A 26550-nucleotide genomic window follows, 5' to 3' on the forward strand; every position below is an offset into this window, starting at 1 on the left:
TCCTTAGTCGCTACATCACCCCAGTGAGCCATTCCCCCAGCTTCATATCAACAACCAGGATGTGCTCGGTCAGCCAGTGCTCCAGGTACTCGAAGTCCCCTTCGCTCATCTTTCCCCCATCCTGCAGGTACTTCTGCTGAAATGCGCTGGCACTTTCGATCAGTTCCCTGTGTTCGGCCTTGTGTCCGGCGAATTTCGGGTAGTTGTATTTCAGCATCAGGCGTTCTTCATGCCGGAAGTGCCAGACGGTGCAGGCGAACAGCTCCTCAAGTAAGGCTTCCCGGTATTCAGGGGGTTCATCCTCCGCCACGGAACGGTTGAAAAGGTTAAGCAATTCCACCAGCCGTCGATGATCCTCGTCTATCTCATCAACCGTGACACTCAGCGTTTTGTCCCAAACCAGTTCTCTCATGGCACACCTCTAAACCGGGTAGATGTTCAACAGGTCACTGGCGGTCATATTACTCTCCCTGCCCACTGGTAGGAAGGGTATGGGGTTTCTCCAGATTTAAGGGTGATATGTGAGGTCCGATTGATCTCCCCCGCATGCCGGGGTTGGGTCAGCCAACAACTGGGGGATTTACGTCGGGAAATATTGTCCGCCGACCCGATTACCCGGCTTATTTAAAGTGCTTCTGGTAAGTTTCCATCTGGCCTTTCAGTCGGATTGCGTTCTCTCTGGCTGATGCATAGTCGTCAGCTTTGGCCAATGCATTGATCGTCGGGACGTGCTCGTTCAGAAACACATGTAGCTGCTCATGAGCTTTGCCGGTCATGGTGCAGCCGGTGATAAGTTTCTCCATTTGCTGTTCAAGTGCCGTGCCTGCCGCATTCAATCCCCCAAGTGTTGAGTGATCAGCGGCAAAAAAGGTTTGCTGCATCATCTGTGACATGGTGCGGGTGTGATCGTCCATCTCCCAGCGCTCGCCATTGTTCAGACTCAGACCTGTTTGTGTGGCGACTGACCCATGACTGTCATGTCCGTGACTGTGTTCTTCAGCGGTATACCCATGGTTGGCGAATGTGGCGGAAAGGGCCATCAGCGCTACCAGAATTGATTTCTTCATACTATCTACTCCTGAAAAATATTGGTTTGCTTACACCGGATAAAACGTTTTAGAAGTTGGTATTGTGACAAGTGAAATAAATATTTTTAGCCATAACAGACCCGGCCATATAATTCGGCATGCGAAAAATACTTTTGTCACAAAATGACCGGCTGCCCCGTATTACTGGTTGGGGGATGTGAATGACAGATGAGGAGTTGATGCGGGCTTACGTAGAGGGTGATGTGGAAGCGTTCCAGTTACTCTATAGCCGGCATAAGGCAAGAGTATTCGGTTTTCTTGTTGCCAGGTTGAAGAGCCGTGCGGAGGCAGAAGAGGTGTTTCAGGAGGTTTTTACCAAACTGCATGCACATCGTTTGAAATACCGCAAGGATGCCCCTTTCCTGGCGTGGCTTTTTACTATCGTGAGAAACAGTCTGGTGGATCACGTCCGTAAACAGAATACGCGAGGAAAGTACCTTGAATTTAGTTCTGAAGCAGTAAATGCCGCTATGCATGAGCAGAGAGCCAATAAGGATGAGAGTGAAGCAATTGCCGAGTTGTCGAGTCTCAGTAGTGAACAACGCATGCTCTTGAGTATGCGTTTCAATGAAGATCTCTCGTTTGCGGAGATTGCCGAATCGATGGAGATCTCCCAATCCAATGCCAGGAAGATTGTCAGCCGAGCGATACAGAAGCTGCGGAGCCTGATGTCAGGCGAGGAGCAATAGCGTGAAAAATTCCCGCCTATCCGATATTGAAATAGAGACGCTGCAGGAGTTCTGTGAATTTGTCGAAGCTCAACCCGTGGAGCCCTCTCCCTCTGCTGATGCGCGAATTACAGCCCGGGTGAAACAGGATCTGCAGCCGTCAATCGGGTGGCTGTATGCGAAGTTCGCCACCATAGAGGCGGGTGCCGGTGTTGCCACCCTGTTTTTCTGCCCCCAGTTTGGATTTGCTTTTAGTGGCCATAATGCGTTCTTTCATGCCCTGCATGAGCAGACCGGTTTTTTCACCTTTTACCTGATCTGTGGCCTGCTGTTTGTGGTGCTCGGGGCAGCGATGAGTGCGCTGCTGCTCAGTTACAATGAGCTGAAGTCGATCAAAATGAGCAAGTATCTCTACTACCTGATGTTTGGTGTTGTTGCCTTCCTGTCATTTTTTGTGGCGGGTGCGGAGATCCTGTGGCTCAGCGCAATGCCTTGGATACTGGGTGCCTACCTGGGCAACCTATTGGGCTTTGGGGTGGTTGCACGTGTTCGCGAGACACGCCGGAGCGCTTATTGAGGAGTCGTGAAAAGTAGCCGAGTAACCACGTGGGCACAATTGAGGTGCCTACCTTGCATGACTTGCAAGACTGGAAAAAATGATCCAGGACGATCATAAATACGTTTTACTTCAGCGATTTGTTATCCTTGGTCCGATGACCAGCGTTACCAGAGCTGGAGCTTCTTACCCCCCTTGCACCATTCGACCCCGAGGTAGTGCTGTTTATGTCCGAACATAAAATAGATCTGGAGTGGCAGGGTAGTTCCCACTCACCCAAAGAGTCCAACTACACCCGTAACCATGCTGTTTCTTTCAGCGACACGGTTCAAGTCACGGTATCCTCTGCCCCGGAGTACAAAGGAGATCCGAACTGCCCGGATCCGGAACAATTGCTGACCAGCGCCCTGGCCAGCTGTCATATGCTGACATTTCTCGCCATTGCGGACCTCAAGGGCTTTCGCGTGGAGAGCTATCGGGATCGCGCCACCGGCTTTCTGGAGAGGGGTGACAGTGGCCGCCCGCAGATTACCCGCATCGAGCTACGCCCGTGCATTGTTTTTGGCGGAGAAAAACAACCTGATGCAGCCGCTATTAAGCGAATACATGCCAGTGCGCACAAGAACTGCTTTATTGCGAATTCAATCAAAGCCAAGGTTGACGTGCTTGATACATAACGCCGGGAGAAATCAGGGGCATGTATATTTACCATGAGCGTCAATGCCTGCCCTGAGGGGAATGTTTTTTCACCAAGGCGGGAACTAACTGACTCAACCACTCCGTGCCTCGTAAAAGCAGAATATTGAGTCAGTAATTCGCTATGGACTCTGATCCCATTCGTCCAGTCCCCATCTGTCCCAAGGGCCTTATAACCAGCCCAGCAGACGCCACCAGAGATAATCCAGCGGCAGTAGCAACACGATAGTGACCAATGCCAGCAGCAGCGCCAGTACGATAGCCGGGCGCGTGTTTTCACCCGACAGCCGCATCGCGATCACCAATGGCGGCGCCTGGAAGAGCAGCAGCGTGGTGGAGAAACCCAATACCTGGGTCATCAATACGGTCTTGATCGGTAGCCCCGAGGCGAGGGCGATTTGATCGGCCAGCGGCGTCAGTACGGCCGGAACGCCAGGCTGTGTCGTTGCAATGCCGGTAACCAGCGAGATGAATGCCAGTGAGGTATAGTTCAGCAGGTTGTTCCCGGGTTCCAGCGGCAGTATCGTGGCCAATTGGGTGGCGGCACGCGCTCCCAGTCCGGAGTGCGAGATCAGGGCTCCCATGCCCAGCACCCCGGCAATAAAGAACAGCGGGCTGTAATTGATATCGTTACTGAACTGCTGCGCGCTGATCAGGCCGATGCGCGGCAATAACAACAACATTGCCGCGCTCAGGGCGATCCATGCCGGAGAGATGTGGTGAACAAAATCGGTTAGCCAGAATGTCAGAGCCAGCAATAGTATCCCCGCCATTTTCCATTCGATGCGGGAGAGTGGCGAGCTGCTGTCGGTCCTGCCGGTGTAGGGTTTCGGCCGGTCGGGAAAGCGCCAGACGATCAGACCGACGATCACCACGGACTTCAACAGTCCAAGCACCGGAAAATGGAGCAGCAGATACTCGCCGTAGAGCGGGGCGATACCGAACAGGGTCTCGGATGTACCGACCAGGATCATGTTCGGTACATTGGCCGGCAGAATAGCGAAAGTGGGTACGAAAGAGCCAAAGGTGGCGGCCAGCAGCGCACCAATCCGCCCATTTGAACCGGCGGCAAATCCGAACGACTCCGCCAACGCCAGGATGACCGGAACCAGCAGCACCACCCGCCCCATGGATGAGGGCATCAAAAAGCCAAGCAGCACGCCCACCAGCATGACGCCGCTGATCAGGCTGAGATAACTACCGTTCAGCTTGAGAGCGATGCTGTGTGCCAGACGCTCGCTGAGCCCCGAACTTTTTGCCCCCAAGGCAATTACCAGGCCGGCGAATACCATCCAGAATGCCGATGACGAAAAACCGGAGAAAATCACACTTGATGGCGCTACCCCCACTAACATGGCCAACAGGAAAAACAGCAGTGCAGTGAGGTGCTCAGGCAGTTGTGCAGTGGCCCAGAGGCCGATGGCGATGATCGCCATGCCGGCCGCTCTTCCCTGTGCCGTTGGCAACTCCAGCGGCGGCCAGCACAGTAAAATCAGACCGGTGATGGTGGTTACTCCTGCTATCACCAGAGGCATGCGGATACGTGGCAGTTTGTGACGAAGTGCCCCGGCGTGTTCTGCGGGCGGCGGTGTATGCATGTTGGATTTCCCGGCACTGTTGCTGATGGATCTATTCTCCACGAATCTGGTGCGGCGGGTTTGCGATAAAATGCCAATAATTATCGGTAATCCGACAATTTTATCCTCTATCCAAAACAACAGCCGTCCGTATGTCAGACTCCAGTTGGTCCACTACCTTGCCATGCGGCTCGATTATTCCCGGGAAACGGAAACAGACAGGCGGTAAATCCGGGATCAAATCGATCACGCAGGTATGCCGGTGTGATCGTGGACAGTTGTCAGCACCGGATGGAACCGATAAGACTGCCGTTGGAATCCGATGCGGATTCCTGTTTCGGCGCCTTCCATGGTTTTACTCTGCTGATGCTGGCGATTTAGCGGGGCAATCAGGTCAGGTTGCCTGTTGTTGCCGACCGAGTCGCATAAAAACAAACGGCCCTCAAGTGAGGGCCGAAACTTCTTGTTATATTGATTGCTTTTTAGTGGAACTATTTACCGGCAATGTCTTCCAGTGACTTGGCGCGGATGATCTGGCCATCCAGTGCCGAGTCCTTGCTGTTGCGGCCGAAGGCGACGCTCATCAGCTGGCTGTAATAGACTACCGGCATGTTGAACTTGCTGCCGAAGCGGGCGTTGATCTGATCCTGGTAGATCTCCACGTTGGCCTGACACAGCGGGCAGGGGGTGGCGATCAGGTCGGCGCCATGATCATAGGCCGCCTCGATAATACCGTGGATCATCTCCTGGGACTTCTCCGGCTCGGAGAAGGCCAGGGCGCCGCCGCAGCACTGCACCTTTTTCTCATAGGTGGGGATGGAGTCGGCGCCCACGCTCTCGATGATGTGATCGAGATAGACCGGGTTCTCGAACGACTCCTCGGCAATGCCGAACGGGCGGTTGGTCTGACAGCCGACGTAGCTGGCGATTTTCAGACCTTCCAGCGGCTTCTTCACCTTCGCCTTGATCGCCTCGAAACCGATATCCTCCACCAGCACTTCCACCATGTGGCGCACCGGAGTCTGGTTGTTCAGTTTCAGGTTGATCTCGTTGAGCGCGGTGTTGGCGTCGCGGAACATGTTGGCGTCTTCATGCAGGCGCTCTTTTGCCTCGCGGGTGGAGAGCCAGCAGGCGGCGCAGGTGGCGATGATCTCCTGGCCGGGGTTGTGCTGCTCGGAGAGTGCGATATTGCGTGCCGACAGGGTCAGGCGCGGCAATTCGCCACCGCCGCCGTAGCCGATGGAGGCGCCGCAGCAGTTCCAGTCCGGGATCTCGTTGAGCTGGATATCCAGCTCGTCGCACATGGTCTGGGTGGCGCGCATCATGTTGGATGATGAGGCCCCTGTCTGTGAGGAGCAACCCGGGTAGTATGAGACTTCTTTCTTAGCCATCTTGGTCTGTCCTCACTTAGCTGTTGCCCTGGTATTTCGCATCTTCGATCTCCTGGGCCTTCTTGATCATCTTCTGCAGACCGCTGGTGTCCTTGATGCCGTGACCGCCAAAGAACTCCATGGCGTTCATGCGCTTGGCCTTCATCATGTTCTGGCCCAGCTGCTTGTTGGCCATGGCATTCTTGATGCCCTGGCCGAAGCCGTCCTTGAAATACATGGACAGCCCCAACTTAAGCTCATTCACCCGGCCCTTTTTCATCAGGTTGTCCCAGAAAATCTGCGAGAACTGTTGGGTCGGCTGATTTTTCGGCACCAGGCCCAGGCGTTTCGCATAATGCGCCAGGCCGTGCATGATGTGGGTGATGGGCAGGCCGCGCGGACAGCGTGCGATACAGTTGTAGCAGGAGGTACACATCCACATGGCGTCGGAAGAGAGTACTGCCTCACGCTTGCCGGCGCGGATCATCATGAACAGCTTCTGTGGAGTGTGCTCCCAGGCGTTGCCCAGCGGACAGGAGCCGGCGCAGACCCCGCACTGCATGCACATCTTGACCCACTCGCCCTCTTCGACGTTGGCTTCAACCTCCATCAGGAAGCTGTTGCGGTACCTTTCGGTCATTGCGGTATTTAAATCGCTCATAATCCGTATCCCCTAGAACTTGAACGGGCTCAGGCCGATCTTCTCGACCGTCTCTGCCATATCGTTGATCAGTTTGGGTGCACGCTCTATGTCGGTGATCGCCACCTCGTAGACCACGACACGCTCCGGCTCCAGGTTAAGCGAGGAGAGGGTGTCTCCCACCTTGCCCATACGCTCATGGGCCATGGCCGATCCGCGCACGAAGTGACACTGATAGTCGTCGCCCTTGGCGCAACCCATCAACACAATGCCGTCATAGCCGCTGTTGAGTGAGTCGGTGATCCAGGAGAGGCTGACCGAACCGAGACAGCGTACCGGGATGACGCGGGCCCAGGGGTTGATCTCCACACCGTTCATGCCGGCCTGGTCGAGTGCCGGATAGGCGTCGTTTTCGCAGGCCAGCACCAGGATGCGTGGCTTTTCGTCAAACTCTTCAGGTACATCGACATTCTTGATCTGCTGATTGACAGTCTCAACCGAGTAGTTCTCGAACGAGATCACGCGCACCGGGCAGGCGCCCATGCAGGTGCCGCAGCGGCGGCAGCGTGACTCGTTGAACATCGGATAGCCCTTCTCATCCTCGTTGATGGCGCCGAACGGACACTCCACGGTGCAGCGCTTGCACTGGGTACAGCCATCCATACGGAAGCTGGGGAAGGAGAGGTCGCCGGCACGCGGGTGGGCGGCCATGCCCTTGCCGGCATTCTCGGCGGCCTGAATAGCCTTCATCGCGGCACCGGCCGCGTCGTCCTGGGCCTGGCGCATATCCATCGGACGGCGCAGCGGCCCGGCGGCATAGATACCGGTACGACGGGTCTCGTAGGGGAAACAGATGAAGTGGGAGTCGGTAAACCCGTTCTTCAGGTGCGGCAGGTCAGTACCCTGGCGGTAGTCCAGGTTGAGGATCGAGTCGACGCTGACGCTGGGCGGCGGCGGGGTATCCTCCGCGGCCTCGTCCTCTTCGTCGATCACCATCGGCACGGCGTAGGGATCGGGTCCGGAGTTGGGGATCATACCCACGTCCAGTACCACCAGATCAGCCTGCATGCTGGTCTCTTCGTCCAGGATCAGGTCCTGGAATTTCACCTCGAGGCTGTCACCAGGAACCACTTCGCTGACATTGCCCTTGGAGAAGGTAATCATCTTCTCCTGGCCGGCACGGTAGAAATCCTCGCCGGCGGCACCCGGGGTGCGCAGGTTGTTGAACAGGATGGTGGTGTCACAATCGCTGTTCTGGTCCTTGAAATACATTGCCTGCTTGATGGCGATCAGATCACCGATACCGGAGTGGTAGGGGAGTTGTCCCTCTTCGGTGGAACTCTGTCCGACGTTCTGTACAAAGGCGACCGCCTTGACCTCTTTGCCGTCGGACGGACGCTTGATCGGTCCGCCGTTGGCATCCTTAACCAGCTTCTCCAGCTCGGCATTGGTGACAATGTCCGGACTTTTGCTGTAGCCGTATTGTGGCAGGTTAGAGGGATCGTACAGCTTGAAACCGGTGGCCTGTATGATGGCGCCAAAGGTCTCGGTGTTGACGGTGCCTGACTCGGTGGCGATATCCACGCTGAAGCGGCCGGGTGCGCCGGCGGTCCTGGCAACGGTGCTGTTGAGATGCACGGTGATCAGGTCGTTGGCCTCGATCGAAGCGATCATCTCGGCGACGCCGGTGTCCCTTGGCTCTTTATAAGGCGAGCGGGTGGGAATGGCCTTGCTGTAGTCGGCTGCCTGACCGCCCAGTGCGCCCTGTTTCTCAACAATATGTACCGGATAACCGGCCGCCGCTGATTCGATTGCCGCGCTCATGCCGGTGATGCCACCGCCGACCACCAGGATGGTCTTGTTCAGGGTCTGCTCACCCGAGGCTTTGGGCATTTTCATGGAGCGCAGTTCGGCGCAGGCCATGCGGATGTAGTCATCCGCCATTTCCTGGGTGGTCTCCTGGTGCTCGGGTTCATCCGGGCGGACCCAGATAACACCCTCGCGCAGATTGGCGCGGGTCATGGCTACTTCGGTGAAGTTGAATGCCTCCACCTTGGCGCGGCGTGAGCAGGCGGCGATCATGATGTGAGTGGCGCCCTCATTGCTGATATCATCACGAATCAGCTGCACGCCCTCGCTGCTGCAGAGCATTTCATGCTGTTTACACGACTGCATCTTCCCTTCACGGGTGGCAATCATCTCCAGCTGACTGGAATCCAGTCGCTCACCGATCCCGCAGCCTGTGCAGATATAACCGGCAAATTTCTTTTCGTCAGACACGTTGTTAACCCTCCGTTCCGGCGACTCGGTTGACTACCTGAATGGCGCGCAGAGCAGCGCCTGTGGCCTGTTGGACTGCGCGGTTCACATCCAGGGCATCGGAAGAGCAGCCAGCGGCGAAGATACCGCCGTTTTCCGTGGCTGGCTCAATAAAGCCCTCTTCGTTGATCACGATATCCACCGGGAAGCTCGACTTGTCGACGCTGGGCTGCATGCCCACCGCCAGTACCACCAGGTCATGTTCATTGGCGTAACGGTGATAGCCCTCGGTATCCACCCCGTTCAGAACCGGATTGCTGTTTTCCCGGTTCTGGGTGATCGAGGCGACCTTGGATTTGATGAAGGAGACGTTGGGATTCTCCCGCACCGTCTGGTAGAAATCCTCAAACCGGTCGATGGCGCGGATGTCGATGTAGTAGATGGTGGATTTGCCCTCGTCGCCCAGCGCTTCCTGCACGTAGTGGGTCTGCTTCAGGGTGGCCATGCAGCAGATGCGTGAGCAGTGCAGCAGGTGGTTCTTGTCACGGGAACCGGCACACTGGATAAAGGCGATGTTCTTCGCCACCTCGCCATCGGACGGACGGACGATCTTGCCGCCGGTCGGTCCGTTGGGATCGGCCATGCGCTCGAATTCCACATTGGTGATGACATTCTGGAAGCGGTCGTAGCCATAGGGCTGGATCTTGTTGGCATCGTACGGCTGCCAACCGGTGGCCCAGACCACGGCGCCGGCCTTGAAGGAGACTGTCTCTTCCTGCATGTCGAGATCGACCGCGCCTGCCTTACAGGCAGTCTTGGCCTTCTCCGCATCCTCGGTACCGAGAATGGCCGGGTCAATGACATAACGCTGGGGATGGGCCATGCGGTGCGGCAGGTAGGCACCCTTGCGCTTGCCCAGACCGTAGTTGTACTCATCGTCAAACTCGGCACTGACCGCCTTGGCGCAGTCGCCGCAGCCGGTGCAGTTGTCATTCACATAACGGGGGCTGATCTTTACGCTGGCGGTGTAGTTGCCCGCTTCGCCCTGAATGTCGGTCACCTCGGCCATGGTGAGGATAGTCAGATTTGGGTTCATCTTGGCCCGGCGCTGATTGATCTCCAGTCCGCAGGTGGGATAGCAGAGTTTGGGGAAATATTTGTACAGCTGAGTGACACGACCACCAACATAGGGACGCTTTTCAACCAGAACGACCTGCTTTCCGGTTTCGGCGGCTTCCAGGGCAGCGGTAAGACCGCTGATACCGCCACCGACCACCAGGATGGTCTGATTGGTTGCAATTACTTCCGTCATGGATTTTCCTCCGTCGCGGAAAGGGTTCAATCGAATAAGCTGGGCTTAGGATTCTGTCGGGCCTAACACCGATCTACTGCGGCTTTCCCTCGCTACGATCGGTCAAGCCCGGCAGATTCCTAGGGGTCCCGTCTGGGATGTTCAGTCACCATAACAGGGTACGTAGAAACCCATAATTTAGAATTTGGTAAGATACTCTTCTTGGTTCCATCCCGCCAGATCAAACGGGCGATCTATCAATCGAAATTTCCAATGACTCCATAGGCATGTTATATGAAGAATCTGCTGCATATAAACGGAGTTGATGGCATGAACCGGGCTATACTTTTAAGTGTGTAGGAAGCTTAATAGGATAGAAGCTGGCAGACCGGAAATGGTCGGGCTGTCGCGAGTCCTTTGATCTGGATATGCCCGGAAGCAGAATAACACAGGGCTGCGTAGAGTGAGCGGAACTTTCGCAGTACGCGGAAACATAACAAACGCGCTTATATCAAGAATGTAAAAGGTGAGCGGCTGTGGTCAATCATAATAATCCCTATCTCCTCCCCAAGCGTGTCCCGCCGGCCAGCGGTGACGATACTTTTGAACCCAAGCGATTCAGGCAACTGATTGAGCAGTTGCCGATCGGCAATATTGGTCAGGTATCCCAGAGTCTCTATCATCTGCTGAAACAGATGAATGCCACGGTGGTGCCTGTATCCAGTCGGGCAAACAACCTGGAGTTGATGATCAAGCCGTTGTTAGTAGCCCTGGATGTGTTGGCCAAGGGCTTTTCCAGAGAGCCGTTACCGCTCAACAAGCGGGCCGCCATGTTGTCCGAGATGCACGAGAGCCTGTGTATTCTGGCGACCCAGGGTTACAAGGTGGTCCTCGATCAGTATCACCATAAATCCTTCACTAGTCAGTTTTTACACAAGTCCAGCCGTGCCATTGCCCTGCATCGGGTACTCTATTTTCTTGGCCGGAGCCTGTTGCATGCCTACCAGCTTTATCGGCCGGCCCCCCCGTACATCTGGCAGGAGATTCATGGAATCCATCGCTATGCGTTTGACCTCAAGCTGGCCGAGCGCGAGATGGACAATGAGGACCAGAGCCTGCGCCAACAGTCGTCAGTAAGCGATCTCTACAAACAGATACTGCTGCTCTCCCTGGCGGGCCCCTACCGACTGATGCAGGGTGAAGTGATACGGGTTTATCAGGCATTGTCGCGCTGGGCACCGGATGCGCAACTGCTGGACCTGGGTAAGTCCAATGGTGATGCCGGCCCCTTTATAGTGGATATCGGTATCGATGAGGCACCGCGCTATATGGGGGCTGAGCGGGATCATCAGGTGCTGCGCGGGTGGGTGCTCGACACCGGTAACATGGCGGTTCGGTTGGCTGATGAGTTGCAGGCAACCGCCGCCCTGCACGGTGCCATGCGGCCACAGGATTCACCGGATAAACTCTCTCCTGATCTGCTGGCGCGGTTGATGCTGACCTGGGGAATCGGCTCCAGGCGTGTGGCCGAGCGGGATGAAACTCAGGGTGAGGTTGCGCTGATCTGTGGTCTGCAGATGATCTATAACGAACTGGGCGGTGAGCCGTTGCCCAATGCCGCCGGTAAGCCGGGGGCGTTTGGTATGACGAAGCCCGGGGAGGAGGCCGAGAAACCCGGAGGCATACCACAAGCCCTGCTGGAGTCTGATGAGTATGTCATTCAGGACGATCCGCAGCTACTGAGCATCCGGCGCTGGATTGCCGACAACAATGCGCCTGCCATGCTGGCGGCTACACCGGCACCAGTGCCTGCAGCAAAACCCGGAGATGAACAACCGGCCAAGCCTGTTTTGCGGATCTGTCCGGTATACAACGAGAGCAGCAGCGGTTACCACCTGGGATGGGGGCTTGGCGAGGAAGCGTCTATCAGCGTGGGTGAACTGGTAGCGGCGCCCCATCGGGATGCCGACGGGTTGGAGTGTCTGCGCCTGGGCGTGATTCGCTGGATGCGGGTTGAACGTCCGGATGTGATCGACTTCGGCGTGGAACTGATCATGGGTGATGCGCAGCCGGTTATTTTTTACCGGCAGTGGGGGCGGGGCAAGCAGGACGGGTATTGGCCTGGCCTGCTGCTACAGCGTCCAAACGAGGATCAGACGGTTATTACCGCCCCGTTCTATTCCGAACAGGGACAGCGCACCTGGCTGATCTCACAGGGTGAAAAGCGTCAGATAACGCTCAGCAGAGAGATCGAAGCCACGGCGTCCTTTATTCAGTTTTATTATCATGATTCAGCTCGGCCCAAACGCGAAGAAAGCGCTGACGACAAAACAGACGAGGCGGATTTTGAGCAGCTCTGGACCAGTCTCTGATGTCGCTCTGCCCTCCATGCCTGACAGGTGAACAAGTCCGGAGTTGAACTCCTGCCATCTGCGCAATGTCTGCAGATAAGGTCAGGTTGTAACGGGTATTGGTGGAGGTGTAATGAACCACGGGCAGGGTAGAGAGACTGGTGGTATCGGGAGATGGATGATGATTCTCTCCTGGGTTTTACTGCTGGCGCTGATGTCATACCTGTTCAGCGATATCCTCGAGCGACAGCACAATCCCAATGAAGCGCCGGTGACCCTGCGTGATGATCAGGGCAATACTCAGGTTGTATTGAAACGCAATCGGGCCGGCCATTATGTGGCCAGTGGTCGCATCAACGGGCATCCGGTGCTGTTTCTGCTGGACACGGGAGCAACCGATGTGGCCATCTCCGATGAGCTGGCCGAGCGACTGAGTCTTCCCAGAGGTCGACAGGTGTTCAGCCAGACCGCCAACGGCACCGTGGTCGCCTGGCAGACGCGGTTATCTGAAGTCGGATTGGGTGAGATCACTCTGAGCGATGTCAGGGCAAGCGTCCTGCCCACCATGGCGGGCAACGAAGTATTACTGGGTATGAGTTTTCTGAAGCGACTGGAGTGGACGCAGCGAGGCGACGAGCTGACGCTGAAGAAACTGTGACCGGCGCGACCGGGATCACGACAGGTTGAAATGAAACGGACGGCTACTGCATGACAGGCCGTCCGTTTTTCCTATCAGGCGACGGTATCTTTCAGTGCCTTCAGGGCGGTGACCTTGACCACCGTGGTTGCCCGCTTGGCGGCAATCTTGATCGGTTCACCGGTCGCCGGGTTACGACCCATACGGGCCTTGCGCGCCGGTTTGACCACGCGGCGGACTTTCACCCCGGTTTCAGGAATGGCGAATTCACCCGATCCACGACGAATCATGTGGCCCTTGACCAGCCCGCCCAGTGAGTTGAAAACATCCCCAACCTGTTTGCGGGTAAGGCCGGTCTCTTCGGCAATCGACTGAAGGATCTGGTTCTTGGTCTGTTTGGCCGCAATGGCTTTAGGTTTTGCCGGAGCGGCAGCTTTCTTGGCTGGAGCCTTTTTCGCGGCGGCTTTCTTGGCGGGTGCCTTTTTAGCAGCGGCTTTTTTGGCGACAACCTTCTTCTTTGCTACGGGTGCTTTTTTAGCAGCAGTTTTTTTTGCAGCTTTTTTCTTGACGGCCATGGAAAACTCCTGAGTTAGACCTGATGAGTGCGCGCTAAACATAGCATAGATTTAAGGTTTTCCAAGTGTTTCAAGACAGAAATGCGCTAAAAACCGGTCTTTTTCACGTTTTACAGGTGCCATGGCCAGCTGTATATGGGTTGGACACGCGAGCAGCTCTTGAAAACCAGTGATCAAAATGATTCAGCAATGGCAGGCGATAGTGGATCCAGCAGTCGACGACTCGGGTATCTGTGCAGGGCGGGGTTTGATATTTACGCTGCCCCTCGCTTACCCAAGCATGGGTTAGGGCCTATACCCGATAGCAGACCCCGCCCCTGCGGCTGTCGCCGCTGCCTGAAAGCTGTCCATTGCGTTTACGCATCACCGAGTGAGCCCCGCCAAAAAACAGGTTCTTGTCGGGCCAGCACCGAATGTTGGCAAACTCCTTTCGCAGCGCCTGGATGGCGTGGGTGGATGGTCCCGCTTCAATGTTCAGCAGGTCGGACTCGAAATGCATGCGTGGCTGTTCAACCGCCTGCTCGATCTCCATGCCGAAATCGATCAGGTTGACCAGTACTTGCAGAATGGCGCTGCGAATCCGGTTCGAGCCTCCCGAGCCGACGACGATGGTGTCGCCGTTGGGCGTGGTGACCAGGGAGGGAGACATCATTGAGGCGATGCGCCGATTGAGGGGCCACTGATTAAAACCATGCGGATTGATATCTTCCTCGCCGAGCATGTTGTTCAGCATGATGCCGCAGCCGGGCAGCACATAGCCGGAGCCTTCCCCGTTTGACAGGGTCATGCTGGCCAGGTTGCCTTCACTGTCGGCGATGCTGATCTGGGTGGTGCCACGGGAGAAGCCTTTATGATTGCGCATCACCTCGCGATAGCTTTCGATAAACTCGCTGGAAAGGATTTCGTGCTCGATGTTTGTGGCCGGGCCTGAACCGAGCTCCCGGTCGTTGCGCAGTTGCTGGGTCAGCTTCATGGCATGACCGATGCGGCCCAGATGGTCTGCGCTGTTTACCGGGTACCGCCCCAACTTCTCCTGCTCCAGCAGTGCCAGGGTGAAGGCGACCAGGATGCCGCCGATGGCGGGTGGCGGGTTGGTGAAAAGTTGGGTGTTGTGATAGTTCAGAGTCAGCGGAGAGCGTCGCGCTACCCGGTATGACTCCAGGTCGGTCCGGGTAAGGCAGCCGCCATGGGCATGGCAGTCGCTGGTCAGTTGATGTCCCATCTCACCCTGGTAAAACAGCTCTTCCCCTTCCAGGGCCAGAATCTCGAAGCCATCCGCCATGGCGGGATTGCGCACCGTTTCATCCAGTTCAGCGATTGCCCCGGGTTTCCGGCTGCTGGCATGCAGCTGTAACGCCTGTGGGCTTGACTGGATGATGGGTGAAACAATCTCAGCAATATAGTGCTGAAAGCTGTTCAGCCGGACGCCGCTACGGCCTGCCTCGCAGGCCGGTTGGATAATTTCTCGCAGTGGTATTCTGCACAGGTCGCGGTGGATGGCGAAAGCTCCCTTGATAGCACCTGGGGTCGCAATCGATCCCATGCCGATATGAAACTCCTGCTGGGCCGTGCCGAAGTCGGCGACAATGGGGTAAAAATCGAGTTCGGATTCAACCGGTCTGCCGTGAGGTGTCTGGGCAAAAAAATCATACAACAGCGGCTTTGCTCCGGCAGTCCGAGCCGTCAGAAAACCACCTCCGCCAAGAGACGCCAGTACCGGTTCCGCAACACAGCCGGCAAACATGGCCGCCAGGGCAGCATCAAAGGCATTGCCGCCGGCCCGCAAAATTTCTGTCGCGGCGCGGGCGGTGACTGGATGGCCGGCTGCCACGATTCCTGCTGCTTTCTTCATTTATGCTGTTCTCGGGTTGAATCTGTGGCATCTGTTCAAGTATTGGTCTAATAATGCCGATAAACTCAGCGATTCCACTGGGTAGTTTCCATCCTGAAGCGGCTGTAGGCAAGGCGGTGGGCGAGAGTTTCGCCAATTATTCAGTGATGTTCGGCTCAATGAAAATTCAGCAGCGGAAAACTGTATTGTCGATGCTGTCCGGGAGATGCACAGATTGCCAGGCCGTTTTGATTGCCCGTCGATTCAGTATTTACAGGGTTTTCCGGCGGGTTGGCAACAGTGGGTTTTATTCCGGGGGGATGGCTTCCTCGGTGGTCCGGAAGCCGGGATAGTCTGTTCTATGCTTTGTCCGTGGCCAAGTGCTGCAATACGCAATGTGGGGCGATTGGGAGTGATGCGTCGCATTGTGATTTGAACCTGTCATCTGGCAGTCCAGGGTGCATGACGTGTGGATGTCATCCGGGTGAGCTTTCGAGGGATTGGGTATGGCGGTAGTGCCAAAACAGAATGGCTTGAATATATTGCGGAAACTGGTTCCGCTGAACACGCTCACAGAAGAGACGCTGGCCGAGCTGATGGAGGTGGTTGCGTTTGAGAAAATTGCCAAGGGCGATTTTCTGTTTCGCGCGGGTGATACCGATCCTGAACGGATCTATCTGCTGTCGGGAAAAGTTGCCCTGCTGGAGCACGGCAAGGAGATCGACATCGTCACCGCCGACAGCAGTATGGCGCGCTATCCCATTGCCCACCATATTCCACGCAAGTTTTCCGTCCAGGCCACAACCAAGGCCGAGATTGTGCGCATCGACAGTCACCTGCTGAGCGATCTGTTGACCCGTGGCGGTAATGTCCTGTACCAGGTAGAAGAGCTGAATGCGGATGCGGACGATGACTGGATGAGTCAGTTGTTGCAGTCACCGGTTTTTCAGCGCATACCGGCGGCCAATATCCAGAACATCATGATGCGCATGGAAGAGGTACAGGTTTCGGCCGGAGAGATGGTGATTCGCCAGGGTGATGAGGGGGACTACTTCTACCTGATTAACCGGGGACGGTGTTCAATCACCCGGCAGCGGGGCGATGGCGAAATCGAAGAGATCGCACAACTCGGTGCAGGCTACTGCCTGGGGGAGGAGTCACTGCTCTCCGGGCAGCCGCGAGGCAGCACGGTATCCATGCTCACGGATGGCGTTCTGTTTCGCCTGGGGAAGAAGGATTTTGTTGAATACATCAAAATGCCGCTGGCCAACGCCATCAGCTATGACGAGGCGCTGAACCGTGTGGAGAAGGGCGCCGTCTGGCTGGATGTCAGATCCCCACATGAGCATCAGCGTATTCATATTAAAAAAAGCAAAAATGTTCCATTCAATAACCTGCGTTCTGCATTACCGGAACTTGATACGGATAAAACTTACATTGTTTATTGCCAGGACGGTCTGGTCAGTTCCACGGCCGTGTACCTGCTCATGGAGCAGAGGCTGGATGCCCTGGTGCTGGAGCGTGGCCTTGAGTCGGTTCCTGACGATGCGGTGAAGCGGGACAAGTCCCATGATGGCGCGGAGATAATTAATCTGCGACCGGAAAAGGATAATTTGCCGATAATCGAACATGGTACCGGTTCAACACCGGACGATGAGGCCGGGTTGCTGCGGGAGCGTCTGCAGAAAACCGAAACCCAGGCCCAGGAACAGTTGCAGCGGGCGCGCAAGCTGAAGCTGATGCTGGAAAAGCTGAAAGGGCGCCTGGCCGAGGCGGAAAGCGGTGAAGCGCGGGCGAGTGAAGAGAGTCGCCGGTTGGCGGCTGATATAGAGAAACTTCAGGACCAGCTTAAAGAGCAGGAGAAAGCCGGCGCGACATTGAAAAAGCAGCAGTCGTCCATAGAGGCCCGGCTGGCAGGGGTGACGGGTGAGCGAGATCAGCTGCAGGAAGAATTAAGCAAGGTGTGTCAGCAGGTCGGCAAACTTGAAAAACGCCTGGAGACGAAACAACAGGATGAGATGCAGCTGAAGGCATCCCAGACCGAGGCCGAGGCCGAACTGGAGCGGATTGGCGGCGAAAAGAGCGCGTTGGCTGAGGAGACTGAAAGGCTTCAGGGTGCGCTGGATGGGGCCGAGGCTGAACTGCAGAAACGCTCCGCCGAGCTGACACAGGCGCNACAGGCGATGGAGGAGGCGCTGGCGAAGCAGCAGGATGAGTCGCAGTTGAGGGCATCCCAGGTCGAGGCCCGGGAAGAGCTGCAACGGGCACTGACAGCCAGCCAGGCCGAACTGGAGCGGATTGGCAGCGAAAAGAGTGCGCTGGCAGAGGAGACTGAAAGGCTTCAGGGTGCGCTGGATGGGGCCGAGGCTGAACTGCAGAAACGCTCCGCCGAGCTGACACAGGCGCAACAGGCGATGGAGGAGGCGCTGGCGAAGCAGCAGGATGAGTCGCAGTTGAGGGTATCCCAGGTCCAGGTACGGGAAGAGCTGCAGCAGGCACTGAACGACAGTCGCACCGAGCTGGATCAGCTCAGTGCGGAAAAATCCGCCCTGGAACAGACGGCCGGGCAACTTAAGGGGGCGCTGGATGGAGCGCAGGCCGAGCTGGAAAGGTTGCGCGATGAGCTGGAGCAGTTTCAACAGTTGTCCCGGGAGGCGTTGGCGAAACAGCAGGCCGTGGAGAGTACCCTGCAGGAACTCCAGGAAGAGGCGGCGGCGCTACGCCGTGCCAATCAGGCGGTGCAGCAGGAAGCGGAGGAACAGCGGGGTTCCCTGACCGAGGCGTTGGCGGAGGCCAACAACCGGATCGAATCACTGGAAGAGAGCCTGGCGGAGCGTGGCGACGATGATGCCGCGCGACTCGAGGCACTGGAAACGGCCAAAAAACAGCAGCGTCTGGATCATGCGGAACTGGAGCAGTTGCGCAATGAGCTGGAGGGAGCCAGCGCCCGTATCTCGGAGTTGGACGCTGAACGGCAGGCCCTGCAACAGGCGCAACGCCAACGACAGGGCGAGCAGGAGGCCAAGCTGCAGCAGTCACTCTACGAGGCGGTGGAGGGGCGCAGTCACGCGGAGTCCGAGCTGCGGATCGCAACCGATGAGCGGGACAGGGTAGCAGCGGAGTTGAGGGTGCTGCAGAAGAGCTTTGGCCAGCTGCAGCGACTGGTCGATGAGCGTGACAACATGCTGGTCGAACTGCAATTGCAGATACAGCAGAACAAGCATACAGAAGTTGAGGATCATTTGGCGGTTGGCCAGCAGCAGGTTGAGCTGGACCGGCTCACCGCGGCGCTGGATGCGGCGAACTCCGAACTGGAATCAGCCCGGCAGTCGGTTCAGGACAAGGCGCGGTTGCTGGAGGACCTGCAGCAGACGCTGGATACGGAAAAGGCCGCGGCGGAGAGGATGAATGCCCAGCTGGAGGCGTCGGAGCAGGCGCTGCTGGGGGTGCAGCAAGAGCAGGAGCGGCAGGCTGAAAGTATCGCCAGCCTGAGCGACGAACGAAACCGCCTGGAACAGCAGCTGGAGAGTGACCGGCAGCGCATAGACGAGCTTGAAACCCAGCTGGCGGCGGTGCAGCCTGATGCCTCAGAACTGGATGCATTACGCGAAGAGCTGGCAGAGGTGACTGCGGCAAGAGTTGCTACCGAAACCGCGCTGGCAGAGTCTGTCCGGATGAGCGACAGCAGCCCGGCAGAACGCAACGAAATCAAGGCGGTTCAGGCTGAACTGGAAACCCTGAATGATGCGCTGGATGAGGCGGACAAGGCCTACGAGGCGCTTGACCGGGAGAAGGCTCAACTGCAGCAGCAGCTTGAGCGGTTGCAGGTCGAGGCGTCAGGGACTGGAGACCATGCGGGGCTGATTGCGCAGAAGGAGGCGGCGGAGCAGGAGGTGACGCGACTCTCCCGGGAGCTGGAGCAATTGCGTGAACAGGCCAAGGCTGACGTGACCGCGGCGGAGAGTGCCACTGATGAAGCGCCGGCGGTGCTAGTTGTGGAACTGCAGGCGGCGCTGGAGCAGGCGCATATCCGGCTCAAGGAGCTGGAACTCGGCAGCTCCGCCGATGCGGCGGAGTGTGAAGTACTGCGACAGGATATCGACAAGCTGAAGCGTTCGCTGGATGAGCGCAGCGCGGAGCTGGAGCGGACACGCAAAGAGAGCCTGTTGCTGGAAGAGAAGACCGAAGAGCGTAATAGCGAGATAGATCGCCTCAAGCTGGCACTGGAGGCGGCCCAGGTGGACGCCGATGAGGCGGCATTTAAAAAGGAGGAAGCGCTGGCGGCGCGCAAACAGGTAGAGGAATCACTGTATGCGCTGCAGAAACAGGTTGAGCATGGGCGACCCAGGGATGATCTGCTGGACAAGCGGCTGGCTGCGTCGGTGGATGGGCTGGATGCCGCGCCGGGTGGTACCAAACAGAAGCTTGTTGGTGCTCTGGTGGGCGCGGTGCTGGCGTTTGGGGCGGCGGAAGTACTCTCCATGCTGGGGGGCAATGGTGAGATCATCAGTGCACTCCTTGATAAAACAGGCGTCGAGACAACTGCCGCGCCTGGGCAGGCTGCGCCAGTTCAGCAGATCGCTTCGCTGGCTACATCGGATTCAGAAAAGATGCCGGCACAAATCCCCTCCGCTGCGGCGCGGCAGGAACCCGACAAACCAGCGGCATCACCGCCCCTGGTCGCTGAACAGCCCCAGATTGCCCCGGCACCGACGGTTGTGGCCAAACCTGCAGCGGTTGTAACCAAACGTGAACCGGTTGTCGCCAAAGCGCCGCCCAAGCCCCGGGGGCCGGTTACCGGGGCGCGGATACAGGATCGGCTGGCTGATGGCGGAAGCGGTCCGGAGCTGGTCTATATTCACGGCGGTACATTCCAGATGGGCAGCCGTATCAACCAGCTTGCCAGTGAAGAGCAGCCGGTGCACGAAGTGAATCTGAACAGCTTCAGTATCGGGCGCTATGAAGTGACCTTTCGTGATTATGAACAGTTTGCTGCCGCCACTGAGCGTGCCTTGCCGGATGATCTTGGTTGGGGCCAGGGTCCGCGACCGGTGATCAATGTCAGTTGGAACGATGCCCGAGCCTATACCGAATGGCTGAGCGAACAGACCGGCCAGCGCTATCGCCTGCCGACCGAGGCGGAGTGGGAATATGCCGCGGCGGCGGGTACCGATACGCCTTATTGGTGGGGGTTTGAGTTGGGTTCCGGTAATGCCAACTGCTTCAATTGCGGCAGTGAATGGGATGGGGCGTCAACCGCGCCGGTAGGTCGCTTCGAGGCCAATCCGTTTGGTCTGCACAACACCGCCGGAAACGTCATGGAGTGGGTGGAGGACTGTTATCACAACTCCTATGACGGGGCACCGGTGGACGGATCAAGCTGGCAGGAGCCGGTGTGCCGCGAACGGGTGGTCCGGGGTGGTGCATTCAACAAGCCGGGAGAGAGTCTGCGGGTTACCCGACGGGGACGGCATGATGTGGATGCCCGACTGCTGGTGCTTGGCTTCCGGGTGGTCAGGGAGGTGCGTTAGGAGTCTGTCGGTTCAGCCCCTTCATGACCAAGTAAAAGACCCGTGACGCTGCAGCATCACGGGTCTTTTTTACGCCGGTTAGCGCACTGTTTGATTATTCAAAGAAACTATCGATAGGTTTCAGCATGAGATCGGATTTCAGCCATGCCGGCTCATGTTTTTGCACAAGCGGGACCTCCTGAAGTTGAAGTATGGGGTGCGGGATGTCGGCTGGTCCGTCTCTGAAGACCGGGGCTGGCCGCTCGGTGGAACGTTTCCGCTGGAGTCGTTCGCTGCCGGCCATGTCATATACACAGATCATTTTGCACTCCCCTGGAGTCGGTGGACTGATTGATCTCACTATATTTAGCGGACCCTGAGAGCAAACCTTTAGGGTTTTATTCATTCTGCGGTGCTGACCCACCGACCTGTCGCGGGAGCAACGGGTGGCGCCCACGCCACCCTGATCACCTATACTGTGACTGAAGCAGTCTCGCGGGCGCGGAGCGGATATGGCAACAGAGCGAATCAAAGTCACGGCAAAAGGCAGCGGACGGGCGCGTTTGCTGGTGGCCGCCCTGATCGGAGCGCTGATGCTCAATCCGCCTCTTCTGGAGATATTCTCCGGCGTCACGGCTATACGTCCGCTGGGCTGGCCGTTGGTGATTTTCTATATCAATCTGATCTGGCTGTTACTGATTCTCCTGGTGGTCTATCCGAAAGCCTGGCGCTTGCTCAGACATGCCTGGCGATCCAGGTTGCGGGCGTTGCGTAAAGGGCGGGGTTGATGCCATTTGTCTGGCTGGCCTTTTTTACTTCCCTGGCCTACCTGGGGCTGTTGTTTCTAATTGCCCACTATGCCGACAGGCGCGCCAGGCAGGGGCGCAGTATCGGTGCCAATCCCTATGTCTACTCGCTCTCCCTGGCGGTCTACTGCACCTCCTGGACCTTCTACGGCAGTGTCGGCCGGGTAGCGACCGATGGCATCGGTTTCCTGCCCATCTATCTGGGGCCCACCCTGCTGTTTCTGGTGGCGCCGTTTCTGTTGCGGAAGATTCTGAAAATCGCCGAGGCGCAGCACACTACCTCGATTGCTGATTTCATCTCATCCCGCTATGGCAAGAGCCAGCGGCTGGCTGGTCTGGTGACGGTGGTGGCGGTAATCGGCATCATGCCCTACATCGCGTTGCAGCTGAAGGCGATCTCCACCAGCTTCGACATTCTGGGCAGCTATCCGGTCATCAGCACCTATCTTCCCCACACCACCAGTGTGCTCAATGACAAGGCGTTCTATGTCACCATCCTGCTGGCCCTGTTCACCATTCTTTTCGCCACCCGCCGCCTGGACGCCTCGGAGCACCATGAAGGGCTGATGGTGGCGATCGCCTTCGAGTCGCTGGTGAAGCTGTTTGCCTTTATCGCGGTCGGGGTCTTTGTCACCTATTTCATGTTTGACGGCTTCGAGTCGATCTATGACCGGGTGGCGGCGGATGCAGAGCTGGCGTTGCTGATCTCCGGGCAGGCGTTGTTCGATAACGGCAGCTGGACCTTTCTGATGATACTCGCGGCACTGGCGATCTTCTGCCTGCCGCGCCAGTTTCAGGTCACGGTGGTGGAGAACACCGATCGTTCACATCTGGACAAGGCGATGTGGCTGTTTCCGCTCTACCTGCTGGTGATCAATTTCTTTGTATTGCCGATCGCTATTGCCGGTCTGGTCACCTTCCCGCTAGGGGCGGTCAACCCCGACACCTTTGTGCTGGCGCTTCCGATGTCGGCGCAACAGCCGGCCTTGACGCTGCTGGTCTATATCGGCGGTCTTTCGGCTGCCAGTGGCATGGTGATCGTGGCGGCGGTGGCACTGAGTACCATGATCTGTAATGACCTGATTGTGCCGCTGCTGATACGTCTCGGCCTGTTCCATTTTGGCCGCGAGGCATCTGACACGGCGACCGGTATGCTCAAGGCGCTGCGGCGGATCAGCATTTTGGGGGTGCTGTTTCTGGCCTACAGCTATTTCAAGATTATCGGTGACTCCTATGCCCTGGTGACGATCGGACTGGTCTCCTTCGCGGCGGCGGCCCAGTTCGCGCCGCTGATTATCGGCGGCGTGTTCTGGAAAGGGGCGACCCTGGCCGGCGCGCTGGCCGGTCTGACGAGCGGTTTTCTGGTCTGGGGTTACACCCTGGTCTTGCCATCCTTCGCCCAATCGGGCTGGCTGCCGTTGTCGATCGTCGAGCAGGGACCGTTCGGCTTTACTTTGCTTAAACCTCAGGCGCTGTTCGGGGTGAGCTGGGACAACCCGCTGATACACAGCCTGTTCTGGAGTGCCTTTTTCAATATCGGCTGCTATCTGATGGTGTCGCTGTTTACCCGTCAGAGTCTGATCGAGCGGACCCAGGCGAGAGCGTTTGTGGATGTGTTTTCCGCCAAGAGTGATTATGTGACCCGCCCCTGGGAGGGACAGATCAGCATCGCCGATCTGCAGCGGACGGTGGAACGGTTCGTCGACCGCGATCGGGTGGTGCGACTGTTTGGCCGTTATCGTGATGGCGGCGTTCCGGGTTACTCACCCGGTATGGATGCCCCGGCCGATCTGCTGACCCAGGTGGAGAAGCTGCTGTCCGGGGTGGTGGGTTCGGCCTCCGCCCGGGTGCTGATCAATACCAGTCTGCGCCGCACCAATATCAATCTGGACAGCGTGTTGGATATTATCGATGAGGCCTCCTCGGCCGTGGAGGGAAGCCGCGAGGTGCTGAAGTCGGTGATTGAAAATGTCGATCAGGGCATCTCCATGTTCGACCAGGAGACGAATCTGGTGGCCTGGAACCGGCGTTTTGTGGAGATCTACGGGATTCCGGAGCAGATGTTGCGCAGTGGCGTCACCCTGGGGGATATCTGCGGCTACAACATCGATCAGGGTGAATACGGCATTGTCGAAGACCGCGAGGCCTTCATCCGGCAATACATCAAGGATACTTTCCGGCCGCAGCGCGTGGTGTTTGAAAAGGTACGGCCCAACAAGACCGTACTGGAGCTGTGCCGCATCCCCCTGGCGGCGGGTGGTGTGGTGACCACCTACACCGATATCACCCAGCGCAAACAGGCTGAACTGGAGTTGACCCGGCTGCGCAACCTGCTCGGCAACATCATCGATTCGATGCCGTCGGCACTGATCGGTATCGATGTGGCGGGGTGCATCACCCACTGGAACCGGGAGGCGGAACGGATGAGTGGCATCAAGGCGGCCGCCGCCATAGGCGAGCCGCTGTCCCGGTTGATTCCGCGGTTCCCGGACGTGTTGCAGAAGGTGGAACGGGCCATCGGGGAGTTGTCGCCGACCCAGGAGACCAACCTGCGCTGGGAAGATGCCAAGGGTGAAGTCCACTACATGGATGTCACCATTTATCCCCTGCTGGCCGAGTCCGTGGAGGGGGCGGTGATCCGTCTCGACGACGTGACCGAGACGGTGCGTATGGAAGAGATGATGGTGCAGTCCGAGAAGATGCTCTCGGTGGGCGGGCTGGCGGCCGGTATGGCTCATGAGATCAATAATCCGCTGGCCGGTATCGTACAGAGTGTGCAGGTGATGAACACCCGGCTGGGACCGGACATGGCAAAGAACCGCCAGGTCGCCGAAGCCTGTGGTACGTCCATTGAGGCCATCGATAACTACATGGAACAACGGGGTATATCGCCACTGCTGGAGATGATCTCCGAGTCCGGCAAGCGGGCGGCAAAGATCGTCAGCAGTATGCTCAGCTTCAGCCGCAAGAGTGATCTGAAGTTTGAACTGCGGGATCTGCGTCTGCTGCTGGATGAGACGGTGGAGATCGCCTCGAATGATTACAATCTGGACAAGCATTATGATTTCAGGAAAATTGCCATTGTTCGTGAATATGCCGAGGAGCTGCCGGATGCCTGGTGTGAAGGGGGGCAGATCCAACAGGTGCTGCTCAACCTGTTGAAGAATGGCGCCCAGGCAATGTTTGAAGCTGCCTCAAGTGCGGGGCAGACAGGACGTAATGACCGCTTTATTCTGCGCGTCTACCGCGATCGCCAGTGGGTTTGTGTCGAGATCGAGGACAATGGTCCGGGTATGAGTGCCGCCGTGCGGCGGCGTATCTTTGAACCGTTCTTCACCACCAAGGAGGTCGGTTCCGGCACCGGCCTCGGCCTGTCGGTCTCCTACTTCATCATTACCCAGAATCATCGTGGCAGTATCGAAGTGAAACCGGTGAGAGAGGGAGGCAGCTGTTTCGTTATTCACCTGCCGATCGACCCGCCAGAGCGGGTCTGATTCACACCCGATCCGCAGAAAGTGGCTGTGCGGCTGGATCGGCTCCGTCGGCTGTTGTATTGTCGTCGGCGGGATCGCCGGACCGCGTGATCCCGTATCTGCAGAATGACAGGAGGCTCCTTTGAGCTGGTGGGGAAAATTGGCCGGCGGCGCGTTCGGCTTCATGGTGGGCGGGCCGATCGGCGCGCTGCTCGGGGCCGTGCTGGGCCATAATCTGGATAAAGGTCTCAAGGGGCTGGGCGGTGATGAACGACTTCCCCCGGGTGACCAGGAACGGGTTCAGACCGCCTTCTTTACCACCACCTTCTCGGTTATGGGGGCCATTGCCAAGGCGGATGGACGGGTCTCCCCCGATGAGATCGCGCTGGCCAACTCGGTCATGGCCGAGATGGATCTCAGCGAGGAGATGCGTAAGACCGCCATCAATCTGTTCAATCAGGGCAAGGCGGCAGGGTTCCCCCTGGATGAGGTGCTGGAGCAGTTCCGTACCGAGTGTCACGGTCGCAACACCCTGATTCAGATGTTTATCGAGATCCAGCTGCAGGCGGCCTATGCCGACGGCTCGCTGCACAGGGCGGAAGAGCAACTGCTGCTGAATATCTGCAAACGGCTGGGCATCCCCGAGTTTGTCTTCCGGCGTCTGGAGCGGATGATTCGCGCCGAGGGCCATTTCAGTGGCCGACAGCGGGCCGAAGCGAAGCCGGCCGGGCCCTCCCTGCCGGATGCCTACGCCATACTCAATGTCCCGTCCGGAGCGAGCGACGCGGAGGTGAAGAAGGCCTATCGGCGTCTGCTCAGCCAACATCACCCCGATAAGCTGGTTTCCAAGGGCCTGCCGGAAGAGATGATGAAGATGGCAACCCAGAAGACCCACGAGATCCGCCAGGCCTATGAGCGGGTTAAAGAGGCACGCGGTATTTAGCCCGTAGGATCGTAGCGAGACCGTAGGTCGATGAGATGGCCTCCTCCCCCCGTACTGGCGTCGATGCGCCATGATGGAAGAGAACCAACCATCAAAGGTGGAGGAGAAGGCCATGAAACAGCTTATGACAATCGGTTTGGATTTGGCAAAGNATACGTTTTTTATGGTAGCACTGAACAGTGCAGGTCAGCGGCAATGGCGCAAGAAGCTCCGTCGCAAGCAGCTGCTGAGCCACTTTGCCCAGCACCCCCCATGCCGTGTGGCGATGGAGGCCTGCGC

General features: G+C 57.5%; 18 protein-coding genes. 9 read left to right on the forward strand and 9 right to left on the reverse strand.

Features of this window, described 5'->3' with window-relative positions; translation table 11 throughout:
* Positions 1-10: 10 nt before the first annotated feature.
* Both A3GO_RS24780 and A3GO_RS0119960 read right to left on the reverse strand, forming a co-directional pair.
* A complete protein-coding gene (locus A3GO_RS24780) occupies positions 11-412 on the reverse strand; it encodes a bacteriohemerythrin (RefSeq protein WP_051302700.1) in 402 nt (133 codons plus the stop codon).
* Positions 413-620: 208 nt separating this feature from the next.
* Positions 621-1067 (reverse strand): hypothetical protein, encoded by a 447-nt coding sequence (locus A3GO_RS0119960; RefSeq protein ID WP_029134895.1) that lies wholly within the window; start codon positions 1065-1067, stop codon positions 621-623.
* Positions 1068-1249: 182 nt separating this feature from the next.
* Between A3GO_RS0119960 and A3GO_RS0119965 the strand changes: the two genes are divergently transcribed.
* From A3GO_RS0119965 to A3GO_RS0119975, 3 genes are all read left to right on the forward strand, one after another.
* Complete coding sequence (locus A3GO_RS0119965) at positions 1250-1777, forward strand: RNA polymerase sigma factor (RefSeq protein WP_029134896.1); 528 nt, start codon at positions 1250-1252, stop codon at positions 1775-1777.
* A gap of 1 nt (position 1778) precedes the next feature.
* A complete protein-coding gene (locus A3GO_RS0119970) occupies positions 1779-2333 on the forward strand; it encodes a hypothetical protein (protein WP_029134897.1) in 555 nt (184 codons plus the stop codon).
* 206 nt (positions 2334-2539) lie between these two features.
* The gene (locus A3GO_RS0119975; protein ID WP_029134898.1) at positions 2540-2989 is read left to right on the forward strand and encodes an OsmC family protein; all 450 of its coding nucleotides are present in this window, start codon (positions 2540-2542) and stop codon (positions 2987-2989) included.
* 189 nt (positions 2990-3178) lie between these two features.
* Here A3GO_RS0119975 and A3GO_RS0119980 read toward each other — a convergent pair whose 3' ends face one another.
* From A3GO_RS0119980 to A3GO_RS0120005, 5 genes are all read right to left on the reverse strand, one after another.
* A complete protein-coding gene (locus tag A3GO_RS0119980) occupies positions 3179-4606 on the reverse strand; it encodes an SLC13 family permease (protein ID WP_051302714.1) in 1428 nt (475 codons plus the stop codon).
* 470 nt (positions 4607-5076) lie between these two features.
* On the reverse strand, positions 5077-5976 hold the full coding sequence (locus tag A3GO_RS0119990; RefSeq protein ID WP_029134900.1) for a CoB--CoM heterodisulfide reductase iron-sulfur subunit B family protein: 900 nt from the start codon (positions 5974-5976) through the stop codon (positions 5077-5079).
* Between the two features lie 16 nt (positions 5977-5992).
* Positions 5993-6616, reverse strand: a complete 624-nt coding sequence (locus tag A3GO_RS0119995) for a 4Fe-4S dicluster domain-containing protein (RefSeq protein WP_029134901.1) — start codon at positions 6614-6616, stop codon at positions 5993-5995.
* A gap of 12 nt (positions 6617-6628) precedes the next feature.
* A complete protein-coding gene (locus tag A3GO_RS0120000) occupies positions 6629-8875 on the reverse strand; it encodes an FAD-dependent oxidoreductase (protein WP_029134902.1) in 2247 nt (748 codons plus the stop codon).
* Between the two features lie 4 nt (positions 8876-8879).
* Positions 8880-10166 (reverse strand): CoB--CoM heterodisulfide reductase iron-sulfur subunit A family protein, encoded by a 1287-nt coding sequence (locus A3GO_RS0120005; protein WP_029134903.1) that lies wholly within the window; start codon positions 10164-10166, stop codon positions 8880-8882.
* Positions 10167-10681: 515 nt separating this feature from the next.
* Between A3GO_RS0120005 and A3GO_RS0120010 the strand changes: the two genes are divergently transcribed.
* Together A3GO_RS0120010 and A3GO_RS0120015 are read left to right on the forward strand one after the other, a co-directional pair.
* On the forward strand, positions 10682-12517 hold the full coding sequence (locus A3GO_RS0120010; RefSeq protein ID WP_029134904.1) for a hypothetical protein: 1836 nt from the start codon (positions 10682-10684) through the stop codon (positions 12515-12517).
* Between the two features lie 112 nt (positions 12518-12629).
* Entirely contained in the window at positions 12630-13154 is a 525-nt protein-coding gene (locus tag A3GO_RS0120015) for a retropepsin-like aspartic protease family protein (protein WP_029134905.1), read from the forward strand.
* A 74-nt stretch (positions 13155-13228) separates the two neighbouring features.
* Here the strand turns inward: A3GO_RS0120015 and A3GO_RS0120020 are convergent, their stop codons facing one another.
* Both A3GO_RS0120020 and A3GO_RS0120025 read right to left on the reverse strand, forming a co-directional pair.
* Positions 13229-13708: an HU family DNA-binding protein gene (locus A3GO_RS0120020; RefSeq protein ID WP_029134906.1), complete on the reverse strand. Its 480-nt coding sequence runs from the start codon at positions 13706-13708 to the stop codon at positions 13229-13231.
* Positions 13709-14000: 292 nt separating this feature from the next.
* Positions 14001-15560 carry a gamma-glutamyltransferase family protein gene (locus tag A3GO_RS0120025; RefSeq protein WP_029134907.1) on the reverse strand — a complete coding sequence of 520 codons (1560 nt, stop codon included), beginning with the start codon at positions 15558-15560 and terminating at the stop codon, positions 14001-14003.
* Between the two features lie 575 nt (positions 15561-16135).
* Here A3GO_RS0120025 and A3GO_RS26735 point away from each other — a divergent pair.
* The 4 genes from A3GO_RS26735 (at position 16136) to djlA (ending at position 26271) form a co-directional block, all read left to right on the forward strand.
* Complete coding sequence (locus A3GO_RS26735) at positions 16136-21070, forward strand: SUMF1/EgtB/PvdO family nonheme iron enzyme (protein ID WP_470406617.1); 4935 nt, start codon at positions 16136-16138, stop codon at positions 21068-21070.
* A 491-nt stretch (positions 21071-21561) separates the two neighbouring features.
* Positions 21562-21837, forward strand: a complete 276-nt coding sequence (locus A3GO_RS24790; RefSeq protein ID WP_037376145.1) for a hypothetical protein — start codon at positions 21562-21564, stop codon at positions 21835-21837.
* Positions 21837-25349, forward strand: coding sequence for a PAS-domain containing protein (locus A3GO_RS25525; protein ID WP_051302704.1), 3513 nt, complete (start codon positions 21837-21839; stop codon positions 25347-25349). Before A3GO_RS24790 ends, A3GO_RS25525 begins: the two co-directional genes overlap by 1 nt.
* A 121-nt stretch (positions 25350-25470) precedes the next feature.
* Positions 25471-26271 (forward strand): co-chaperone DjlA, encoded by an 801-nt coding sequence (gene djlA, locus A3GO_RS0120050; RefSeq protein WP_029134909.1) that lies wholly within the window; start codon positions 25471-25473, stop codon positions 26269-26271.
* Positions 26272-26550 lie beyond the last annotated feature (279 nt).

Origin of the sequence: Sedimenticola selenatireducens DSM 17993 (assembly GCF_000428045.1) — a bacterium.
In the GTDB taxonomy this organism is placed as follows: domain Bacteria; phylum Pseudomonadota; class Gammaproteobacteria; order Chromatiales; family Chromatiaceae; genus Sedimenticola; species Sedimenticola selenatireducens.